This is a genomic window from Stagnimonas sp. FW305-C-60, assembly GCF_058782965.1.
The window spans coordinates 165,006-183,301 of sequence record NZ_JBYSYF010000005.1 but is presented as its reverse complement, the minus strand read 5'-3'; the positions used below and the strand labels follow the sequence as shown (position 1 = coordinate 183,301).

At 67.5% G+C, this 18,296-nt stretch carries 21 protein-coding genes; 12 read left to right on the top strand and 9 right to left on the bottom strand.

Annotated features, from left to right (window positions below):
* Positions 1 to 6 precede the first annotated feature (6 nt).
* The 5 genes from AC3WT6_RS14780 to AC3WT6_RS14760 all read left to right on the top strand — a co-directional run bounded on the left by AC3WT6_RS14780 (position 7) and on the right by AC3WT6_RS14760 (position 6,467).
* A complete protein-coding gene (locus AC3WT6_RS14780) occupies positions 7 to 1,455 on the top strand; it encodes a 3-oxoacyl-ACP reductase (RefSeq protein ID WP_492654367.1) in 1,449 nt (482 codons plus the stop codon).
* 4 nt (positions 1,456 to 1,459) lie between these two features.
* Positions 1,460 to 2,065 (top strand): GTP cyclohydrolase II, encoded by a 606-nt coding sequence (ribA, locus tag AC3WT6_RS14775; RefSeq protein WP_492654366.1) that lies wholly within the window; start codon positions 1,460 to 1,462, stop codon positions 2,063 to 2,065.
* Positions 2,062 to 4,095, top strand: coding sequence for an AarF/UbiB family protein (locus AC3WT6_RS14770; protein ID WP_492654365.1), 2,034 nt, complete (start codon positions 2,062 to 2,064; stop codon positions 4,093 to 4,095). The genes ribA and AC3WT6_RS14770 overlap by 4 nt, the downstream gene beginning before the upstream one ends.
* Before the next feature lie 73 nt (positions 4,096 to 4,168).
* Positions 4,169 to 5,185 carry a quinone-dependent dihydroorotate dehydrogenase gene (locus tag AC3WT6_RS14765; protein WP_492654364.1) on the top strand — a complete coding sequence of 339 codons (1,017 nt, stop codon included), beginning with the start codon at positions 4,169 to 4,171 and terminating at the stop codon, positions 5,183 to 5,185.
* A 133-nt stretch (positions 5,186 to 5,318) separates the two neighbouring features.
* Positions 5,319 to 6,467, top strand: coding sequence for an OmpA family protein (locus AC3WT6_RS14760; protein WP_492654363.1), 1,149 nt, complete (start codon positions 5,319 to 5,321; stop codon positions 6,465 to 6,467).
* Between the two features lie 80 nt (positions 6,468 to 6,547).
* Here the strand turns inward: AC3WT6_RS14760 and AC3WT6_RS14755 are convergent, their stop codons facing one another.
* The gene (locus AC3WT6_RS14755; protein WP_492654362.1) at positions 6,548 to 7,138 is read right to left on the bottom strand and encodes a hypothetical protein; all 591 of its coding nucleotides are present in this window, start codon (positions 7,136 to 7,138) and stop codon (positions 6,548 to 6,550) included.
* Positions 7,139 to 7,214: 76 nt separating this feature from the next.
* Between AC3WT6_RS14755 and AC3WT6_RS14750 the strand changes: the two genes are divergently transcribed.
* The 3 genes from AC3WT6_RS14750 to AC3WT6_RS14740 are packed head-to-tail and all read left to right on the top strand — an operon-like array spanning position 7,215 to position 8,295.
* Complete coding sequence (locus AC3WT6_RS14750) at positions 7,215 to 7,433, top strand: DUF1289 domain-containing protein (RefSeq protein ID WP_492654361.1); 219 nt, start codon at positions 7,215 to 7,217, stop codon at positions 7,431 to 7,433.
* Entirely contained in the window at positions 7,430 to 7,834 is a 405-nt protein-coding gene (locus AC3WT6_RS14745) for a hypothetical protein (RefSeq protein ID WP_492654360.1), read from the top strand. The genes AC3WT6_RS14750 and AC3WT6_RS14745 overlap by 4 nt, the downstream gene beginning before the upstream one ends.
* On the top strand, positions 7,831 to 8,295 hold the full coding sequence (locus AC3WT6_RS14740) for an acyl-CoA thioesterase (RefSeq protein WP_492654359.1): 465 nt from the start codon (positions 7,831 to 7,833) through the stop codon (positions 8,293 to 8,295). Before AC3WT6_RS14745 ends, AC3WT6_RS14740 begins: the two co-directional genes overlap by 4 nt.
* A 35-nt stretch (positions 8,296 to 8,330) precedes the next feature.
* On the opposite strand, the gene AC3WT6_RS14735 is transcribed toward AC3WT6_RS14740, so the two are convergent.
* From AC3WT6_RS14735 to AC3WT6_RS14715, 5 genes are all read right to left on the bottom strand, one after another.
* Positions 8,331 to 9,203, bottom strand: a complete 873-nt coding sequence (locus AC3WT6_RS14735; RefSeq protein ID WP_492654358.1) for a hypothetical protein — start codon at positions 9,201 to 9,203, stop codon at positions 8,331 to 8,333.
* Between the two features lie 120 nt (positions 9,204 to 9,323).
* Positions 9,324 to 10,991: a hypothetical protein gene (locus AC3WT6_RS14730; protein ID WP_492654357.1), complete on the bottom strand. Its 1,668-nt coding sequence runs from the start codon at positions 10,989 to 10,991 to the stop codon at positions 9,324 to 9,326.
* A 131-nt stretch (positions 10,992 to 11,122) separates the two neighbouring features.
* A complete protein-coding gene (locus tag AC3WT6_RS14725) occupies positions 11,123 to 11,551 on the bottom strand; it encodes a hypothetical protein (RefSeq protein ID WP_492654356.1) in 429 nt (142 codons plus the stop codon).
* Positions 11,548 to 11,976, bottom strand: coding sequence for a phage holin family protein (locus AC3WT6_RS14720; RefSeq protein WP_492654355.1), 429 nt, complete (start codon positions 11,974 to 11,976; stop codon positions 11,548 to 11,550). The genes AC3WT6_RS14725 and AC3WT6_RS14720 overlap by 4 nt, the downstream gene beginning before the upstream one ends.
* Positions 11,977 to 11,994: 18 nt before the next feature.
* Positions 11,995 to 12,369, bottom strand: a complete 375-nt coding sequence (locus AC3WT6_RS14715; RefSeq protein WP_492654354.1) for an ElaB/YgaM/YqjD family protein — start codon at positions 12,367 to 12,369, stop codon at positions 11,995 to 11,997.
* Positions 12,370 to 12,595: 226 nt separating this feature from the next.
* On the opposite strand from AC3WT6_RS14715, the gene AC3WT6_RS14710 reads away from it, so the two are divergent.
* Entirely contained in the window at positions 12,596 to 13,159 is a 564-nt protein-coding gene (locus tag AC3WT6_RS14710; RefSeq protein WP_492654353.1) for a lytic transglycosylase domain-containing protein, read from the top strand.
* On the opposite strand, the gene AC3WT6_RS14705 is transcribed toward AC3WT6_RS14710, so the two are convergent.
* Complete coding sequence (locus AC3WT6_RS14705) at positions 13,156 to 14,304, bottom strand: hypothetical protein (protein ID WP_492654352.1); 1,149 nt, start codon at positions 14,302 to 14,304, stop codon at positions 13,156 to 13,158. The genes AC3WT6_RS14710 and AC3WT6_RS14705 overlap by 4 nt on opposite strands.
* 87 nt (positions 14,305 to 14,391) lie before the next feature.
* On the opposite strand from AC3WT6_RS14705, the gene wrbA reads away from it, so the two are divergent.
* Together wrbA and AC3WT6_RS14695 are read left to right on the top strand one after the other, a co-directional pair.
* The gene (gene wrbA, locus AC3WT6_RS14700) at positions 14,392 to 14,988 is read left to right on the top strand and encodes an NAD(P)H:quinone oxidoreductase (RefSeq protein WP_492654351.1); all 597 of its coding nucleotides are present in this window, start codon (positions 14,392 to 14,394) and stop codon (positions 14,986 to 14,988) included.
* Positions 14,985 to 15,347: a DUF2069 domain-containing protein gene (locus tag AC3WT6_RS14695; protein ID WP_492654350.1), complete on the top strand. Its 363-nt coding sequence runs from the start codon at positions 14,985 to 14,987 to the stop codon at positions 15,345 to 15,347. Before wrbA ends, AC3WT6_RS14695 begins: the two co-directional genes overlap by 4 nt.
* Here AC3WT6_RS14695 and hda read toward each other — a convergent pair.
* Positions 15,344 to 16,039: a DnaA regulatory inactivator Hda gene (gene hda, locus AC3WT6_RS14690; protein WP_492654349.1), complete on the bottom strand. Its 696-nt coding sequence runs from the start codon at positions 16,037 to 16,039 to the stop codon at positions 15,344 to 15,346. The two genes, AC3WT6_RS14695 and hda, sit on opposite strands and share 4 nt — an antisense overlap.
* Positions 16,036 to 17,172: an AI-2E family transporter gene (locus tag AC3WT6_RS14685; protein WP_492654348.1), complete on the bottom strand. Its 1,137-nt coding sequence runs from the start codon at positions 17,170 to 17,172 to the stop codon at positions 16,036 to 16,038. Before AC3WT6_RS14685 ends, hda begins: the two co-directional genes overlap by 4 nt.
* 77 nt (positions 17,173 to 17,249) lie before the next feature.
* Here AC3WT6_RS14685 and purM point away from each other — a divergent pair, with 77 nt between their 5' ends.
* Entirely contained in the window at positions 17,250 to 18,284 is a 1,035-nt protein-coding gene (purM, locus tag AC3WT6_RS14680; RefSeq protein ID WP_492654347.1) for a phosphoribosylformylglycinamidine cyclo-ligase, read from the top strand.
* Positions 18,285 to 18,296 lie beyond the last annotated feature (12 nt).

Sequence of the window (18,296 nt, the reverse complement as noted above, 5' to 3'; positions counted from 1 at the left end):
GCCCCTTTGCCCTCTTCCGATCAGGCCGACATGCAGGACCGCTACCTCGACTTCATCAACTCCCCCTTCGGCAAGAGCATTGCCAGCTCGCTGGGTCTGCCCATGCCGGTGCGCCTGAAGCGCGCTACTGCCGGCTATGCCGCCCAACCGCTGGCGGGCGCCACCGCCTTGCTGGCGGCCGACGCCAACGCCACGGCCACCGACCAGGTTCTGACCGCCCTGGTCGAGCTGGGTGCGACGGTGCAGATCGCGCCCGCGCACCCGGGCCTGGCCCCGCTCAAGGCGGCGGCGCAGAAGGCCGGCATCGCGCTGAAGAGCGAAGGCGGCGACAGCGAGCCGGTGGCTCCGGTCATCGTCTTCGACGCCACCGGTGTTTCTGGTGCCGCCAGCCTCAAGCAGGTCTACGAGCTGTTCCAGCCGCGCCTGCGCCGCCTGCCCAAGCACAGCCGGGTGGTGGTGCTGGCGCGCGCGCCGGCCGATACCGGCAGCGTCGAGGGCGCCACCGCCTCGATGGCGCTGACCGGCTTCGTGCGCTCGCTGGCCAAGGAAATCGGCAAGAACGGCTCCACCGCCAATCTGCTGGTGCTGGGCAAGAACGGCGACGCCTGGGTGAAGGGCGCGCTGGCCTTCTTCACCGGCGTCAATTCCGCCTATGTCACCGGCCAGGTGCTGGCCGTCGACGGCGCGCCCAAGGGTGTGAAGGCCATCGCCAGTCCCGAGGCCTCGCTGGCCGGCAAGGTGGCGGTGGTCACCGGTGCGGCGCGCGGCATCGGTGCGGCCATCGCCCAGGTGCTGGCGCGCGAAGGCGCCACCGTGGTCGGCATGGACCGCCCGGCCGAGGAAGGCGCGCTCGGCGCCACCCTGGCGCCGCTCAATGGCGTCGGCCTGGCGCTGGACGTCACCGACCCGAGCGCGCCGGAGCGCCTGGCCAGCGAGCTGATGAGCCGCTTCGGCGGTGCCGACATCGTCGTCCACAACGCCGGCGTCACCCGCGACAAGATGCTGCGCAACATGGCGCCGCATCTCTGGGACATGGTGCTGGACATCAACCTCGGCGCGATCCTGCGCATCAACGACCGCCTGCTGCAGGGCGCGCTCAAGGATCAGGCGCGTCTGGTCTGCATCAGCTCTATCGGCGGTATCGGCGGCAACGCCGGCCAGACCAACTACGCCGCCACCAAGGCCGGCGTGATCGGCTATGCCGAGGCGCTGTCGGCGGTACTCGCGAAGCGGGGCATGGCGATCAATGCCGTCGCTCCGGGCTTCATCGAAACCCAGATGACCGCCGCCATGCCGGCCGCCAACCGCGAGGTCGGCCGCCGCATCAACTCGCTGGCCCAGGGCGGCCTACCGCAGGACATCGCCGAGGCGGTGACCTTCCTGGCCTCGCCGCTGGCGGCCGGCATCAACGGCCGCACCCTGCGCGTTTGCGGCCAGAACTGGATGGGGGCGTAAGCACTTGGCGGACGCTTCCGTGCCACCGCTGGAGAAGATCGCCTCGGCCAAGCTGCCGACCGCCGAGGCGACCTTCACCATGACCGTGTTCCGGGCTGAAGACGGCAAGGAGCACATGGTGCTCTCGCTCGGCGATCTCAAGGCCGAGCCGCCGCCCTTGGTGCGCATCCACAGCGAATGCCTTACCGGCGATGCGCTCGGCTCGCTGCGCTGCGACTGCGGCCCGCAGTTGCAGGAGGCGATGCACCGCATCGCCGTCGAGGGTCGCGGCGCCATCCTCTACCTGCGCCAGGAAGGGCGGGGCATCGGCCTGGGCAACAAGATCCGCGCCTATGCCTTGCAGGATCAGGGTGTCGATACCGTCGACGCCAATCACCAGCTGGGCTTCCCCGACGACGCCCGCGACTACCGGCTGGCGGTGGCCCTGCTCTGCGAGATGGGGGTCTGCCGGCTGCGCCTCTTGACCAACAATCCGCGCAAGGTGGCCTCGCTGGCCGCCGACGGCATCGAGGTGGTGGACCGGGTGCCGCTGCAGGTGGGGGAGAATCCGCACAACGCGGCCTATCTCGCCACCAAGCGCAAGCGGCTGGGGCATTTCCTGCCGCCGTGACCGAGCTGCAGGACGAGGCAGAACGCCTGCGTGCCGCCGCCGGGCCGCGCAGCCTGCTGCGTGAACTGGGTTCGCTGACGGTTTCCACCGTCCAGGTCTCGCGCGGCTTCGTGCCGCTGGGGCGCCTACTGGCCTCGGCCGACGATGTCACCTCGGCACAGCTGGCGGAGGCCATCGACGCGCTGTTCGAGAAGCTCTACGAACACCCCATCGTCCACCAGTCGCGCCATCTCACCGAGCGGCTGCGCTCGCGCGGGCTGATTCCCAACGAGCAGTCCACCGAGAATCTCATCCGGTTTGTGGTGGACCAGTCGTTGCAGCGTTCGCCGGTACCGGTGCCGGAGGCGCTGGTCCAGGAGTTCTGGAACTTCTTCGAGGAGCTGTTCCGGGCGCCGGAGCTGAAAGGTCTGGGCGAGCTGTCGCTGGACATGGTGCGGCTGGTCCTGAAGACCTACGAGCCCTTGCTCACCGAGGTGGTGAACCTCCTGAAGGCTGGGCGCCGCTTCAACGAGTGGCAGTTGCGCGAGGTGCTGCGCCGCGCCACGCTGGTGCGCAACGACATCGCCATCGTCCGCCGCCAGATCCGCGCGATCCGCTACATCAAGCCCTTCTTCGCCGCCGATCCCAAGGACTTCACCGCCCAGGCCGAGATCGTCGCGCAGATGGTGCGTGAGTTCGGGCCGTTCTTCATCAAGATGGCCCAGGTCGCCGCCGCCAACGCCGACTTCCTGCCCGAGGAGATTGCCAGGGAGCTGGCGGTATTCCACGAGGACGTGCCGGCAATGAGCGCCGAGGAGGTCAATCAGGCCTTCATCGAGTGCTTCGGCAAGCCGCCGGACAAGCTCTACATGGACTTCGACGCCGAGCGGCCGGTGAAGTCCGGCTCGATCGGCAGCGTCTATTTCGCCAAGAAGCCCTTCGTCGAGAACGGCGTCGAGGTGCTGCGGCCGGTGGTCATCAAGGTCGGTCGCCACAACATTGACCGCGAGTTCGTGATCGGCAAGCTGGTGATCGGGCTCGCCATCATGTCCAGCCAGTACTGGGCGCCGCATTCCAAGCTCGCGCCGTTTTTGCGCGCCTTGCAGGAGCAGGCCGACGAATTCGTCGCCGGCTTCATGGAGGAGATCGATTTCGACTCCGAGGCGCGCCACCACCTGCGGTTCCACGAGCGCGCCCAGCGCTCGCAGGTGTGGCGGGTGCCGCAGCTCTACGGCCACGCCCGCCGCATCCTGGAGATGGAATACCTCGCCGACGCCAGCGGCCTCAATCGCGCGCTGGCGCAGATGCCGCGCTCGCAGCGCCGGCAGTTCCAGAGCCAGGTGACCGAGCGCCTGCTCTACACCGTGCTGCACCACATCGTGATCTACCGCGAGATGCACGGCGACCTGCATCCCGGCAATGTGATGATCGGCACCGACGGCGCCCTCTACCTGATCGACTGGGGCAATGTGGTGCCGCTGGACGGCAAATGGTCCCTGGTCTGGGACTACCTGGCCGGCGCCATGCTGGCCGACGTGAAGCTGCTCGCCGACGCGATGATCCGCATCAGCACCCAGCCGCAGGAAAACGCCGGCCGCCGCGCCGAGATCGAGGCGATGCTGAGCGAAACCCTGGCGAAGAAGGGCGTGCAGCCGCTGACCCGCCGCAATTTCATCCGCCAGCTGCGGCGTGGCGGCCTGGCCGGTCTGCATGCGCGTGGACAGACCGTGCTGCAGCTGATGAGCAACACCCAGCAGGTCGGCCTGGTGGTGCAGAAGGACTATCTGCACCTGTCGCGGGCGCTGTTCGCCGCCGCCGGTAGCTTTGGTTCGCTCTACGAGGGCGATCCCAAGCGCCTGCTGCTGCGCGATCTTGGCTGGTCGCTGGCGCGGCTGCCGCTGACCGCTACCCAGGATGTCTTCCACCGCGAAATCGCCACCATCCGCAGCAAGCTGGCGCAGAGCCTGCCGCTGCCGAAGTTCCTGCGCCTGCGCATCGCGCCGCCGCCGCCAGCGCGGCGGCTGGCGCGGACCGCGCCGGCACTATCCTGATCGCACCGATTGCTGGCCCAGGCTGCGTGGGCCGCATCCTTCGCTCCCCATCCACCGACTCCCGCACCCGCCCATGCTGTATCACCTGGTCCGCCCCGCCTTGTTCGCGCTCGATGCCGAGCGTGCCCACGAACTGACGCTGGAGCTCTTGCAGCACGCACCCCGGCTGGCTGGACTGGGGATGGGGGAGCGTAGGGTGGACGCGCCGGCGCAAGTGCTGGGCCTGCGGTTTCCCAACCGCGTCGGTCTCGCCGCCGGTCTCGACAAGAACGGGCTCTGCCTCGCCGCCTGGGAGCGCTTCGGCTTCGGCTTTGTCGAAGTCGGCACGGTGACTCCGCGAGCGCAGCCGGGCAATCCACGGCCGCGCATGTTCCGCCTGCCCGAGCACGGCGCCCTGATCAACCGCCTGGGTTTCAACAACCTCGGCATGGAGGCGCTGGCGCAAAAGCTGGAGGAAACCCGCCGCGACTATTCCGGCGTGCTCGGCATCAATATCGGCAAGAACGCGGTGACGCCGATCGAGCGCGCCGCCGACGACTACCTGCTCTGCCTGCGCCGCCTGCACCGTCACGCCGACTACATCACGGTGAACATCTCCAGCCCCAACACCAAGAACCTGCGTGAGCTGCAGAACGACGCCGCGCTCGACGGCCTGCTGTCGGCGATCGCCGGCGCCCGCCGCGAGCTGGCCGAGGCCGAGGGCCGGCAGGCGCCGGTGCTGGTGAAGATCGCCCCCGATGTCGCCGACGAGCAGCTGCCGGGCATGGTCGAGCTGGTCCGCAAGCACGGCATGGACGGCTTGATCGCCACCAACACCACGCTGTCGCGCAGTGGGGTGGCCGGCCATCGCCATGCGGCGGAGGCGGGTGGCCTCTCGGGCGCGCCGCTGCGCCTGCGCGCCGAACAGGTGCTGCGCCAGCTGCGTGCCGCCGCCGGGGCGGACTTCCCCCTGATCGGCGTCGGCGGCATCGACTCCGGCGACGACGCCCTGGCGCGTCGTGCCGCCGGTGCCGATCTGGTGCAGGTCTACACCGGCTTCATCTACCGCGGGCCGGCGCTGGTCACCGAGTGTGCACGCGCACTTGCTTGAATCTTGTGTGAAATTTCTTACTCCTCCGTTGCCTGGCCCCAGACCGGAGGTTACAGTTCGGTAGCTTTGCCGGACGGCCCGTCTCCCGCGTCCTGACCACTTCCAAAAATAGACCGATCCAAGGGGTATTTTCATGCGCAACACTCACCAAGCCTCCGCCTGGGCTGCTCTGTTTGCCCTGAGCTGCTCGGCGCCGGCGCTGGCCGTCAATGCCGACGGCACCAGCGGCAACTACGCCGCCGCCTCGGTCGCCGCCGAAATCAGCGACAGCAGCCGTGATGCCGATACCGGCCTGGGCTACCAGCTCAGCTTCGGCGTGCCGCTGCCGATCAAGAACGGCGCGGTCGAAGTCTCCTTCTACGATGTTGGCCGCGACCGCGGTATCGACGGCAAGAGCGACTACCAGACCTCGCTGCTGGTCAACTACGTGCACGACCTCGGCACCTATGGCTGGAGCGACAAGGGCTTCGCGCTGAAGCCCTTCGTGCTCGCCGGTCTGGGCGGCGTGCAGGAAGACGTGCTCGGTGAGAAGCACACCCATGTCGGTGTCGATATCGGTGCTGGCACCCTCATCGGTCTGCCCTGGTACGGCCTGGCCGTGCGCACCGAAGCCCGCGTGCTGAGCCAGATCAACGATGAATCCGTGCCGGATCAGGACTACCTGATCGACTACCGCCTGCTGCTCGGTCTGCAGGTGCCGCTGATGCTGGCCACCGCTGGCTCGGAAGCGCCGGCCACGGCGCCGCAGCCGGTGGAAGCCTGCCAGCTGTCGGTGGTCGACCCGGCCACTGGCCGTAGCGACTGCGCCTCCGACTCCGACCATGACGGCGTTGCCGATGGCGTCGATCAGTGCCCGGCCAGCGAGCCGGGTGCCCTGGTCAATGCCGTCGGTTGCCCGGCGGTCGCCGAGCCGGTGCCGGCTCCGGCCGACCCGGTGGTGCCGATCGGCGAGCCGCAGGCGGTCAGCTTCGAGCTGAACTCCTTCGAGATCGACGAGGCCTCCAAGACCAAGCTCGACAACGTCGCGGCGCTGCTGGCTTCCGATCCCTCGCTGCGCGTGGAGATCGAAGGCCGCACCGACAACCGTGGCACCGAGGCCTACAACATCGTGCTCGGCGCCCAGCGCGCCGAGGCGGTACGCCAGTACCTGCTGGCCAAGGGCGCCGAAGCCGCGCGCCTGACCACCCTGTCGATCGGTGAATTCAAGCCGGTGGCCAGCAACGAGACCGAAGACGGCCGTCGCGCCAACCGTTCGGTGCAGTTCCGGGTGATCCGCCGCTAAGCTGCTCTGGCCGCAAGGCAACAAAAAGCCGCCTGAACCGAAACCGGTTCAGGCGGCTTTTTACTGCCCGGTGCTACGCGCTAGTCGCGCTCCAGCAGCCGCCCCGAGAGCACCCGGCCCTGGCTGTCGGTCTCGTAGAGAGACTCGCGGTCCACCAGCAGATAGGCGTCCATGCTCTGGTCCAGCGCCTGATAGCTGATGTCGCCGACTTTCACCGTACCGGAGCGGCCGTCCCAGTCCGGCGCATACAGGTAATAGCGACCCGGTTCGCGGCTCTCGCTGCGGTAGGGTGATTCGAGCGCCGGCTGGTCGGAGACGAAGTAGAGATAGCTGCCCGCCTCGAAGCTCACCGCCAGCCAGTGACTGCCGGAGCCCACCACCACGCCCGGGGCATTGGCCGGCACATGCAGCTTCTGCACCCGGCGCTGGCCGCGGTCTACCAGGCGGCCCGCGGCAATGCCGCGCTGCGCGCTGGCGGAACTGCGGGCGAGCGTGATCGGCCGTGAGACGTAGTACTGCAGGCGCTGCTTGTGCGGCTCGCTCAGGCCGTAGTCCTGGCTCAGCGAGTCGCTGAACGGCAGCTGCTCGGCGACCTGCCGGCTGGCGCAGCCGCTCAAGCCCAGGAGCAGGACCAGGGTGGCGAACCTATGGACGGAGGTATTGGCCGGCATGATGGTCGGGTATCCGCGCGGGGCTTGTGGCATTCTGCAGCCATCTTACTGCAAGGCTGTTTGACCTCCCGATTCCATGCCGACTGCTCTCGCCAACACGCAGCAAGCGCCGGCCTCGCCCTGTGTCGGCGTCTGCCAGCTGCAGGGTCAGCTGTGCATAGGCTGCGGTCGCGAACTCGGCGAGATCGCCGAGTGGAGCGGCGCCAGCCCCGGGAGAAAAGCTCGCATCGTCGCGGCCGCCGCCGAGCGGCTGGCTATAATCGCAAGCCCTGCAACCAGGCCAGTTTCCTCATGAATCGTCTGCTGGGTTCGGTGGTGCTTCTCGCCTATGTGTTGGCCTGCTTCGGCATTTTTGCCTGGTGGATGCCCAACTTCTTCGCGGTCAACATCGACCTCCTGCCGCAGCCGACCTATCGCTACGTGGCGGCCACCGGCATCCCATATGGCCTGCTGCTGGTGACGGTGATCGCCCGGCAATCGCTCAAGGGCTATTTCTCGCCGGTGATGCTGTTTCATGTGCTGTTCGCCGGCGTGCTGCTGTATGCCGGCCTGTACGCCTTCTACTTTTCGCTACAGGCGAATTTCTTCTGCGCCGCGCACCTGGCGGTCTGCGCCGCCGGCATCGTCTGGAACCTCTACCGTCATCGCAAGGAGCTGGCGCTCTGGGAGCGCGTCCAGGCGGCCGCGGCGGCATGAGCGCGAAGCCCGCGCTGCCCAGCCTCGCCGACTACAGCCACCGCGTCCAACTGGCGGTGCGCTGGGGTGACATGGACGCTCTGGGCCACGTCAACAACGTCAAGTTCTTCACCTACGACGAGCAGGCGCGGCTGCAGTATTTCGACGCCATCGCCGCCATCCAGACCGACTTCTGGCAGGGCTCCGGCATCATCCTGGCGAAACTCGGCTGCGATTTTGTGCAGCAGCTGCGCTACCCGGCGACGCTCGACATCGGTCTGCGCATCAGCCGCCTGGGCCGCAGCAGTCTGGATACCGAGGCGGCGATGTTCGAGGGCGAGCGGCTGGTGGCGATCACCCGCGGCACCCTGGTCTGGTTCGACTACCGTCAGCAGAAGCCGGCACCGATTCCCGAGACGGTACGCGAGCTGATCCGCCGCCGGGAAGTCGTGCCGCCGGAGGAAGTCACGCAGCCTGCTTAGGTGGCGTACGTCTGAACGTTAGAGACGGGCGCTTTTTAGCGCGCCAGAACTTCAAGACTGACAGGGAAGTAACGCGTTCCCTTGGCAATTTTCCACTTCACTTCGCCCTTGTCGGAGCAACCGGCAATATGGTCCGGGAACAGGATGTGCCCGGCCGCGCAACTTAGTTGAAGATCGAATTTTCGTGGGCGACGTTCACAGACCACAGATTCAATGGTTCCGGTTTGTCTGGCTCGAATGGATTTCGGCTCTTCATTGAGTTCTCTGGAAAGACGCACATCCTCGCCATCCAAGGCGAAATTGGAGCAAGCGGAGAAGCTGTCCTTGTCTTTGATCGCATCAATAACAGTGACGTTTACATCCAGCACCTTCTCTACCTCAGAGAACGGACCTTGCCGCTTTCTTGCCATTTCGGCGAGTCTGGAGCCGAGCAGTGAAGTGGGAGACAACTTTTCGATCTCGCTCAGCGACACGGCGGCTCTATTCGCGAGTGCGCTCTCAAGCTGGTCTTGCATGGAGGCGATTTTCTTATGTGCCTCTTCTTTCTTTGCTATCTCGTCTGTAAGCAACCCTCGCAGGGTGGCTAGTTTGTTGGGGAGATTTTCCGCTTCCATCTGAGCGGAGAGGCCACTGTTCGTCATATAAGCAGTCCCCAAAAGAAGAGCCGCTGACCCAGCAAGTTTCATCGCGCCAAAAGACAAACTTGCACCAGTGGTGCCTCCAAGATATCGATAGGTTAGGGCGGCTATGGCGATCCCTAGTAAAACAGCCAACAGCATCGGTGGATAAAACCGATTGCTGTAAGCCCAAAGGCTGGTCAGAACCACAGGTACGAGCAGGCAGAAGCCGATTACAACCCACAACACAGCATCGTCGCGCTGACTGCCGGATTCACTTTCCGTCGCCATGAGCCCCTCCCTAGTTTCTCTTCTCGGCGGTTTCCCCAAACACGCCTTGTTGTTGCGAGACTAATAACGGCCAGTCAGGTTGTCGAGTTGCTGGTGTTTTCGACATGACGTCGGGTGGAATCACGTCTCCGCCAGGCCCGGCCGCAATTGCCCGGCCGGTTCCGCTGCGAGGTTGGTCACCAGTCGGATGAAGGCGCGCACCTGCCGGTGCATCAGCGCGTAATCGGTGTACTCGCTGGTGACCTTGGGGATGCCGAAGTTGAGCAGGTACACCGGTCCGGTGATGTACTGGATCATCGGCAGCCCGGTGTCGTTGCGGTAGCCCTGGCCCTCGCCAAACGGCAGCACCGGCGGCAGCACGATGCTGCGGTCCATCTGGCTGGAGAGCAGTGCGCTTTCGCGCTCGAACACCGCGCCGAGCGGGCTGACGATCACCTGCGGCTCGTTGAGGCCGGTCAGCGCCATCACGCCGGGCACCACCTCCAGCCATTCGCGGGCGCCGACATGCTCGATCTCGACCGCCGCCAGTACTCGCGCCTGCAGCTCGTCGTGGTGCGCTTCCAGATAGCTGGCGAGCCCGCCGCCGCCGAAGTGGCCGCCGCTGAACACCACCCGCAGGCTGCGCGGACGCTGCGTCGCCGGCACCCGGGTGTAGTAGCGCATCATCCCGAGGATGGCGGCGGTGCCGTTGTCCTCGATGGAATTGGTGCCGTCGGTGTGCGAGCTGAGCACAATCTCCAGCGGGCTCACCCCGGGCAGGCGGGCGACGACGTTATAGGCCTCGACCTCCTCCTCCAGCGCATCCAGTGTCAGCCTGGCCTTCAGGGGCGAGAGCGGCTGGCTGCTCAGCCGCTGCTTGAGCGCGCGGCCCTCGTCGCGGTCCAGATAGACCGTCGGTGAGGCCGGAAGAAAGCGCGCGAAGAAGGGGTAGTAGGAGCCTAGTGCGGCCTCCCGCGGGTAGTCGATGATGCCGACCGCGCCCGCAGCACCCGCGGCCTTCAGCGCGGTGGTCACCACCTGCGCCACCACCATGTCCAGGAAGGGTCGCGAGTACGGCGTGGTGAAGCCCATGGTGCCGGCCTCGTCGGTGATGTGCAGCGCGAGGCTGCTGAGCACGCCGATGGGGATGGTCAGGCGCGGCAGGTCGTAGACCACGATCTTGCCGCGTACGTCCAAGCCGGCGACCACCGCGAGGATCGAGGACAGGCCACTGGTAGTGTCGCCCAGCAGTTCGGTGAGGTTGCGCAAGAGATCGGTGGCTCCGCCGGTAGCGGCGCCGCTGGCGAGCAGTTGCACCAGCACCTCGCTCAGGTCCACCGCCGCCAGACCGGGCAGGTAGAGCAACGAGCCCTCCAGGCCTGCCGGGCCGGTGTTGCCGGAAAAGGGAATGTAGGACACCAGCGGCACGTCCTCGCCCTTATCGCCATCCAGCAACTCCAGGCGGGCGGTTTTCGCACTCCAGCGACTGACCGTGTAGGGCTCCAGGCTCACTTCCGGCACGCCCATCTCGCGCAACTGTCCGGCCAGCCGCTGGGCGTAGGCGATCTCGTGAATGCTGCCGGCCGGGCGGAAGCCGCCGTTGAACTCGTCGATCTCCGCCTGCCAGCCACGCAACTGCGCCTCGCTGGGCAGGAAGGCGGCATCGACTTCGCGGCTGGGGTCGACGCCCGGTGTGCCGCGTGGGCTGCTGTTGCCACAGGCGGCGAGCAGGCTCAGGGCCGATGCCTGCAGCATCGAAACAATGCGGGTACGGCTCCGCCGCACGAACCTCGCGGTCGTGATGCTCATGACTTTCTCCTCCAGCGCTCTTCTTATCTAGGTATGTACTGCTGGGCGCAGTTTGCGGGCCTGGCGATAAGGGCGCCATTGGCGAGTTGCCAGCCGGCTTTGTGCCGACCCACAAGCCGTGCCGCGTCTGCCTAGCGCTGCTGGAGAGGCGGCACAGTGGCCGCGAGCGGGTTGGCCCGCGCAGAGCTTCCGACGAAAAGCTGGTATTGCTCTAGTCGCTCGGCAGCGGTCAGCGCCAAGCTGGGCTGGGTCGACCGCAGTTGGCCGCGGCTCAGCCATAGGCTGCGCAGCAGCCGGATCAGCAGCAGCGTCAAACCCAGGCCACGCAGCAGCCGCCGAGCCAAGAGCAGCGCGCCGGCGCTGCTGAGCAGGCTTACCACCAAGGCCCGCCTTCGCAGCAGCAAGCGCATGGTGAAGCTGCGCGGATACAGCGGCGTCAGCGCGCGGCTTGGCGCCAGCTGCGCTCGGATCTTTTGCCGTTGCTGGTGCAGACGAGCACGCAGGGCCGCCTGTTGCTCGGCCAGTGTCGGCGCGTCGGCGGACGGCGGGAGCGGGCTCAACGGCCGCTCCGCAGGGCGGCGAGATCGGCTGCCAGCTCTTCACGGCTGGCGGCAAAGCTCTGGCTGCCGCGCCTTGCCAGGGTCTGAAAGCGATGCCAGCCCCAGAGGGCCAAGAGGCCGTTGATCGCGATCAGGCCCAGGGCGGCTGCGCCGCGGTAGGGCGTGTTCCAGCTCAGCGCCAGTAGCAGGGCGCCGGCCGACCACAGCACGCCGAGCAGGCCGGCATAGCCCAGGAGCGTGGCCAGCAGCAGGCCTAGCAGGCGTTGTTTTTCCTCGGCCCATTCCACTTCGAGCAGCTGCGCGTGCAGCCCGGCCTGGGTGTACAGGGCCGAGCCGGCATAGCGGAGGATGCGCAAGACCTCGGCAGGCTTGAACGGCGCCGGGTCGGCAGTCAGCGCGCTGTCGGCAGGACGAGGCTCGGCCATGAGACGCTCCAGGCGGGTTCAGTGCCGGCGGGCGAGCACCATGCCTAGCAGCACCCCGAACGCGGTGCCGATGCCGATGGCCTGCCAGGGCTGACGATGCACATAGCTATCGGTGGCGTCGACGGTGCTCCGCGCCCGGCTGGCCATTTCGCCTCCGAAGGCCTCCACCGCCTCCCGCGCCGAATTCAGCCGCTGGCTGATGTTGGTCTTGGCGCGGGCCAGATCGTCGCCGCTGAGCGCGCTGGCTTCCTTGATGAGGTCTTCGACGTCGTCCAGAAAGCTGTGCACCTCGCCGGAGAGGCCGGCATTGCTCTGGCTGCCACCGGCGCCGCGCGCGGTGCCGATGCCCTGACCATTGGCCGTGGTCTTGGAAAAACCGGGTTCGTTAGACATGGCGAAATCCTTGAAGTGGAAGTGGGTGGCTGGTTCGCTTGCGAGTGGCTGCGGCGCGCCGTGAAACCTCGCGGCGGCCATGAATGCAGACCAAGGGCCTAGGCGACCATGAGCCCGGCGCCAGCCGCCGTCTGTGCGGAGCCACACGCAGCCAGACGCCGCCTGGCGCCGCCGAGGCCGATGGGGCTTTGACTACAATTGTTCCACTCCGCATTCCGCACTCGACATGAAGCCGCTGCTCGCCCTCTGCCTGTTGCTGTCCGCCTCCGCCGCCCTGGCCGGCCCGGTGGGCGAGCCGGAGCCGGAGCTGCGTGCGCGGCTGATGGCGGCGATCCGCGCCGCCGACAGTTTCGAGGACAAGTACGAGGCCCAGGTCTGGCTGCTGGACATGTCCACCCGCCTGCAGCGCTACCAGCCGGATGAGGCGCAGCGCCTGGAGTTTCTGCGCCTGGTGCATTCCGAGGCCAAGCGCGCCGGACTGAAGCCGGAATGGGTGCTGTCGGTGATCCATATCGAGAGCCGCTTCGACCGCTACGCGATCTCCCACGCCGGGGCGTTGGGCTACATGCAGATCATGCCGTTCTGGCTGGAGGAACTGGGCGAGAAGGGCTCCAACCTGTTCCAGGCGCACACCAATCTGCGCATGGGCTGCACCATCCTGCGTTTCTATCTGGACAAGGAGCGCGGCAACCTCTTCAACGCCCTGGCGCGCTACAACGGCAGTTATGGCCGTTCCGAATATCCCAACAAGGTGCTGGGCGCGCTGCGGAATTACTGGGCCTTCGATTAGCCGGCCTGCGCCTTCAGCCAGCGCTCCAGCCAGGCCTTGAGCGGCGGGTCGTGCTCGGGCAGATCCCAGTCGGCCATGCCGGCCTCCTGTCCTAGCGGGTCGCGCAGACGCTCCTGCGGATACAGCGCCACCGACCAGCTGGGCTGGCGCAGCGCTGGCTCGAGGTAGTCCTCGCCGCGCAACACTGCTGTCAGAGCCGCCGCCAGGTCGGGGCCAGCGTGCGCGCCCAGGTGCAGGAAGGGCGAGGGGCGCGGATTCAGCTCCAGAAACCAGACCTGACCCTGGTCGTCGATCTGGGCGTCCAGGCTGCCGAAGCCGGTGTAGTGATTGGCTGCCAGCAGGCGGGCGGTGGCGGCGCGCAGGGCCGGCTGCGCGGTGATTCGCAGTCGGGAACTGGGGCCGTAGGGTGCCGGATGCACGCGTTCCTTCTCCGCGCAGAGCGCCGCCAGCAGGCGGCCCTGCTCGGCGTAGAAGCCACAGGCCCAGGTGCTGCCGGAGACCTCGCGTTGCAGCAGCAAGGCGCGCGGGCTGCCACGCAGGTCCTCCAGCTGTTCGGCGCGCTCGATCAGGCGCAGACCGATGCCGCCATAGCCGATGGCCGGCTTGGCCAGCAGCGGCAACCCGAGCCGCCGCAGAGGCTCCAGCTGCGTGCTGCCCGGCGGCAGCAACAGCCAGTCCGGCACCGCCAGGCCGAGATCACGGGCGCGGGTATTGCCGCAGTGCTTGTCCAGCCAGTCGGACTGCTCGACCGGCCTTGCGCCGCCGGCGGTGAGCAGCGCCTGTTGCGCGGCGGGCAGCGGCGGCTGCATCTGCACCAGGCGCCGCAGCAGCAGCACTGCCGCATCGTCCATGGGCAAGACCCGCGCCGGCTGCCAGGCCTCGAAGGCCTGTTGCAGCAGCGGCAGGGTTGGCGGCTGCTGGCGGCTGAACAGGTAGCGCTGCTCCAGCGCGGCGCTGACCGCCATCGGCCCCTCGCTGGGGCAAACCGCCGCTACCGCGAGCCCTGCCTCGCGCAAGGCGCCGGCCAGACGCGGCGGCCCCAGCCAGTCGTCGCGCAGGGCGAGCAGCAGCACGCGAGGCGTGCTCGCGCTCGGGTGCGGCTGATGGCCGTTCTGTGCCAGGGCAGGGGAAATGCTCGCGCTCATGCCCGCAGGCTGAACAATCTGCGCGCAATCCGCAATCCGCAATCCGCAATCCGCAATCCGCAGACGGCATCGGCTACCCTGCGCGCCATGACCGAGATCCTGATCCTCTACTACTCGCGCAACGGTTCCACCGCCGCCATGGCCCGCCACATCGCCCGTGGCGTCGCCGCGGTGGAAGGTTGTAGCGCGCGCCTGCGCACGGTACCGCCGGTGTCGGCGGAAACCGAAGCCCTGGCGCCGGCGGTGCCGGAGTCCGGCGCGCCCTATTGCGAGCTGGCCGACCTGCGCGACTGCGCCGGTCTCGCTCTGGGTTCGCCGACCCGCTTCGGCAACATGGCGGCGCCGCTCAAATACTTTCTCGACGGCACCTCCGGCCTCTGGCTCTCCGGCGCCCTGGCCGGCAAGCCGGCGGCGGTGTTCACTTCCACCAGCACCATGCACGGCGGTCAGGAGAGCACCCTGCTGAGCATGATGCTGCCGCTGCTGCACCAGGGCATGCTGCTGGTTGGTCTGCCCTATACCGAGCCGGCGCTATCCAGCACCCAGTACGGCGGTACGCCCTACGGCGCCAGCCATGTCGCCGGCACCGCCGGCGCACCGCGCAAGCTGGACGCCCAGGAGATTGCCCTTTGTGAGGCCCTGGGCCGGCGCCTGGCCTGGGCGGCAACGAGGCTCGCCTCATGAAGTTTCCCGCGCTGGTGAAACGCCTGAAGTGGCTGGTCTGGGCCGCGCATTTCGGGCTCGCGTCCGGCCTATATGCGCTGATCGCCGGCAGTGGTCGCGAGTCGGCCCTGGTGCTGGCGACTTTGGCGGTACTGCCGCTGCTGTTGCCGCTGCCCGGTTTGCTGCGTGGCCGTGCCTACACTGCGTCCTGGACCAGCATGCTGGTGGCCTTCTACTGCGCCCTGCTGCTGTCCGAGGCCTATATGCAGCCGGCCTACAAGCTGCCCTTGCTGCTGCTGGCGGTGGCGGCGGCCGCCGACTTCGTGGCGCTGATGCTCTACGCCAAGGGCGCCAAGGCGCTGGCCCGTACCGCGAACTAGCGCAGCAGCACCGACTGCACGAAAGGGATGGTCAGCCGCCGCTGGGCGCTGAGCGAGGCGCGGTCCAGGGTCTCGACCGCTTCCAGCAGCGAGCCGATGTCGCGCGCCAGCCGCTTGAGCAGATAGTGGGCGACATCGTCCGGCAGATGCAGGCCGCGGGCATGGGCACGCAGCATCAGGAGGCGTGCGCGGTCCTCGTCGCTGAGCGGGCGCAGGCCGAAACTGGCGCAGGCGCTGATCCGGGTGGCGAGGTCGGGCCGCACGAACTGCAGCAGGTGCCCCGGCTTGCGCGCCGCCAGCACCAGATTGCCGCCCCGGCTCTTGATCGCGTCGATCAGCCGCGCCAGCGCCAGCACCCCGGCCTCGGGCAGCGGTGCTTCATCGAGGCCGTCCAGGCAGACCAGCTTCAGTGTCTCCAGCCCGGCCAGGGCTTCCGGCAGCTCCGCAAGATGGCTGGGCAGGTGCACATAGGCGTGGCTGAGGCCCAGGCCGGCGGCCTCGCGGCCCAGAGCCTGCAACAAGTGCGTCTTGCCGCTGCCGGCCGGGCCGTGCAGCAGCAGCGCCAAGCTGCCGCCGGGGCTGAGCAGGCCGCGCAGGGTGCTCACCGCCTGGGTGTTGGGGCCGGCGTGGAAGCTGGCGAAGCTGGAGGTTTCCCGTAGCGCCACCGCCAGCGGCAGTTGCTGACCCTTCATGCCGCCGGCGGCTCCTCGCCCTGGCTGGCGGCCGGAGGCGCTGGCAGCGCCTCCGGCGCAGGCACTTGTTCGCCCCAGCGGTAGACATTGCTATCCAGCCAGCGCCTCTGCACCTCGCGCAGGCCCACCGCCAGGATCGCCGCGCAGGGCAGGGCCACCAGCACGCCGGTAAAGCCGAACAACTGGCCGCCGGCCATGATCGCGAAGATCACCGCCACCGGATGCACGCCGATCTTGTCGCCGACCAGGAGCGGGGTGAGCACATTGCCTTCCAGCACCTGGCCAAAAGCGAAGATCGCCACCACCCAGAGCAGCGGCCAGAGTTCCGGCGACTGCACCAGCATGGCGATCATCGCGGTGGCGAAGCCGATCGCGAAGCCGAGGTAGGGCACGAAGCTGAGCAGACCGGCGATCAGCGCCACCAGCAGCGCCAGCTTGAGCCCGGCCGCCCACAGCGCCAGCGCGTAGTAGAGCGCCAGTGCCAGCATCACCAGGCCCTGGCCGCGCACGAAGCTGCCCAGCACCTCGTCGCACTCGCTCGCCAGGCGCCGCACCAGCGGCCGGTGGCGGGGCGGGGTGACGGTATCGAACCAGCCGATCAGATTGTCCCAGTCGCGCAACAGGTAGAAGCTCACTACCGGGATCAGCGCGATGTTGGCGATGGTGGCCATCACCTTCAGCCCGGATTCGGCGACCAGGCCGGCGGCGCCGCGCGCCTCCTTCCAGTGGCTGCTGACCCAGTCGCGCAGGTAGTTGGAGTCCAGCCGCAGATTGTCCGGCAACTGGATGCCGAGCTTGGCGAGGCCCACGTCCTGCAACCAGCGCAGGCCCTCGGGGATGTTCTGCGCCAGGGTCACCGCCTGCTGCTGCAGCATCGGCGCGATCAGGAGGATCAGCAGCACCAGCGACAGGGTGATGAGCAGAAACACCAGGCTCACGCCCCAGGTGCGCGACAGCCGGCGGCGTTCCAGGGCATCGACCAGCGGGTCGCCCAGGTAGGCGAAGATGGCGCCGACCACGAAGGGCATCAGGATCGGTCCCAGCGCACCGATCAGGGCCGCCAGGCCCAGCACGGCCAAGAGCCAGGGCCAGAATTCGCGCCAGTGCAGACGGGTGTGGGGCTCGGCTTGCATGAGGGCGGATCGCGGGTCGGGTCGGAATTATGAGTGTGCGACCGGTAAAATAGCAGCGTTCCCCCACGCGATTAGCCATGAAAAAGCGCGCTTCCCTGTCCTACCGCGACGCCGGTGTGGATATCGACGCCGGCGATGCCCTCGTCGACGACATCAAGAAAATCGTCAAGTCCACCCAGCGGCCCGAGGTGCTGGGCGGTGTCGGCGGCTTCGGCGCGCTGGTCAGCCTGCCCAAGAAGTACAAGAACCCGGTGCTGGTTTCCGGCACCGACGGCGTCGGCACCAAGCTCAAGCTCGGCATCGACACCGGCCGCGTCGAGGGCCTGGGCCAGGATCTGGTCGCCATGTGCGTCAACGACGTGCTGGTCAACGGCGCCGAGCCGCTGTTCTTCCTCGACTACTACGCCACCGGCAAGCTCGACCAGAAGGTTGCCGCCAAGGTCATCAAGGGCATCGCCACCGGCTGCAAGCTGGCCGGCTGCGCCCTGGTCGGCGGCGAAACCGCCGAGATGCCCGGCCTCTACGCCAAGGGCGACTTCGACTTGGCTGGCTTCACCGTCGCGGTGGTCGAGAAGAAAAAGATCATCGACGGCAGCGGCATCAAGGCCGGCGATGTGCTGATCGGCCTGCCTTCCAGCGGCCCGCATTCCAACGGCTATTCGCTGATCCGCAAGATCCTGGAAGTCAGCAAGACCCGCCTGGACGCGCCGCTGTTCAGCGGCCAGACCTTGGAGGAGGCGCTGCTGGCGCCGACCACCATCTACGTCAAGCCGGTGCTCAAGCTGCTGGATGCCGGCATCCCGGTGCGTGGCATGAGCCACATCACCGGCGGCGGCATCGTCGGCAATCTGCCGCGCTGCTTCCCCAAGGGCCTGGGCGCGGTGGTCGATACCAAGAGCTGGCAGCGGCCGGCGGTGTTCGACTGGTTGCAGGAAAAGGGCAATGTCGAGCAGGACGAGATGTGGCGGGTGTTCAACTGCGGCGTCGGTTTCGTGCTGGTGGTGCCGCGCCTGAAGCTCGATGCCGCGCTGGCCCAGCTCAAGAAAAGCAAGCTCAAGCCCTTCGTGCTCGGCGAGATGGTCAAGAGCAAGCAGGAAGTGCGGTTCGTCTAGCGGTGCCTCGAT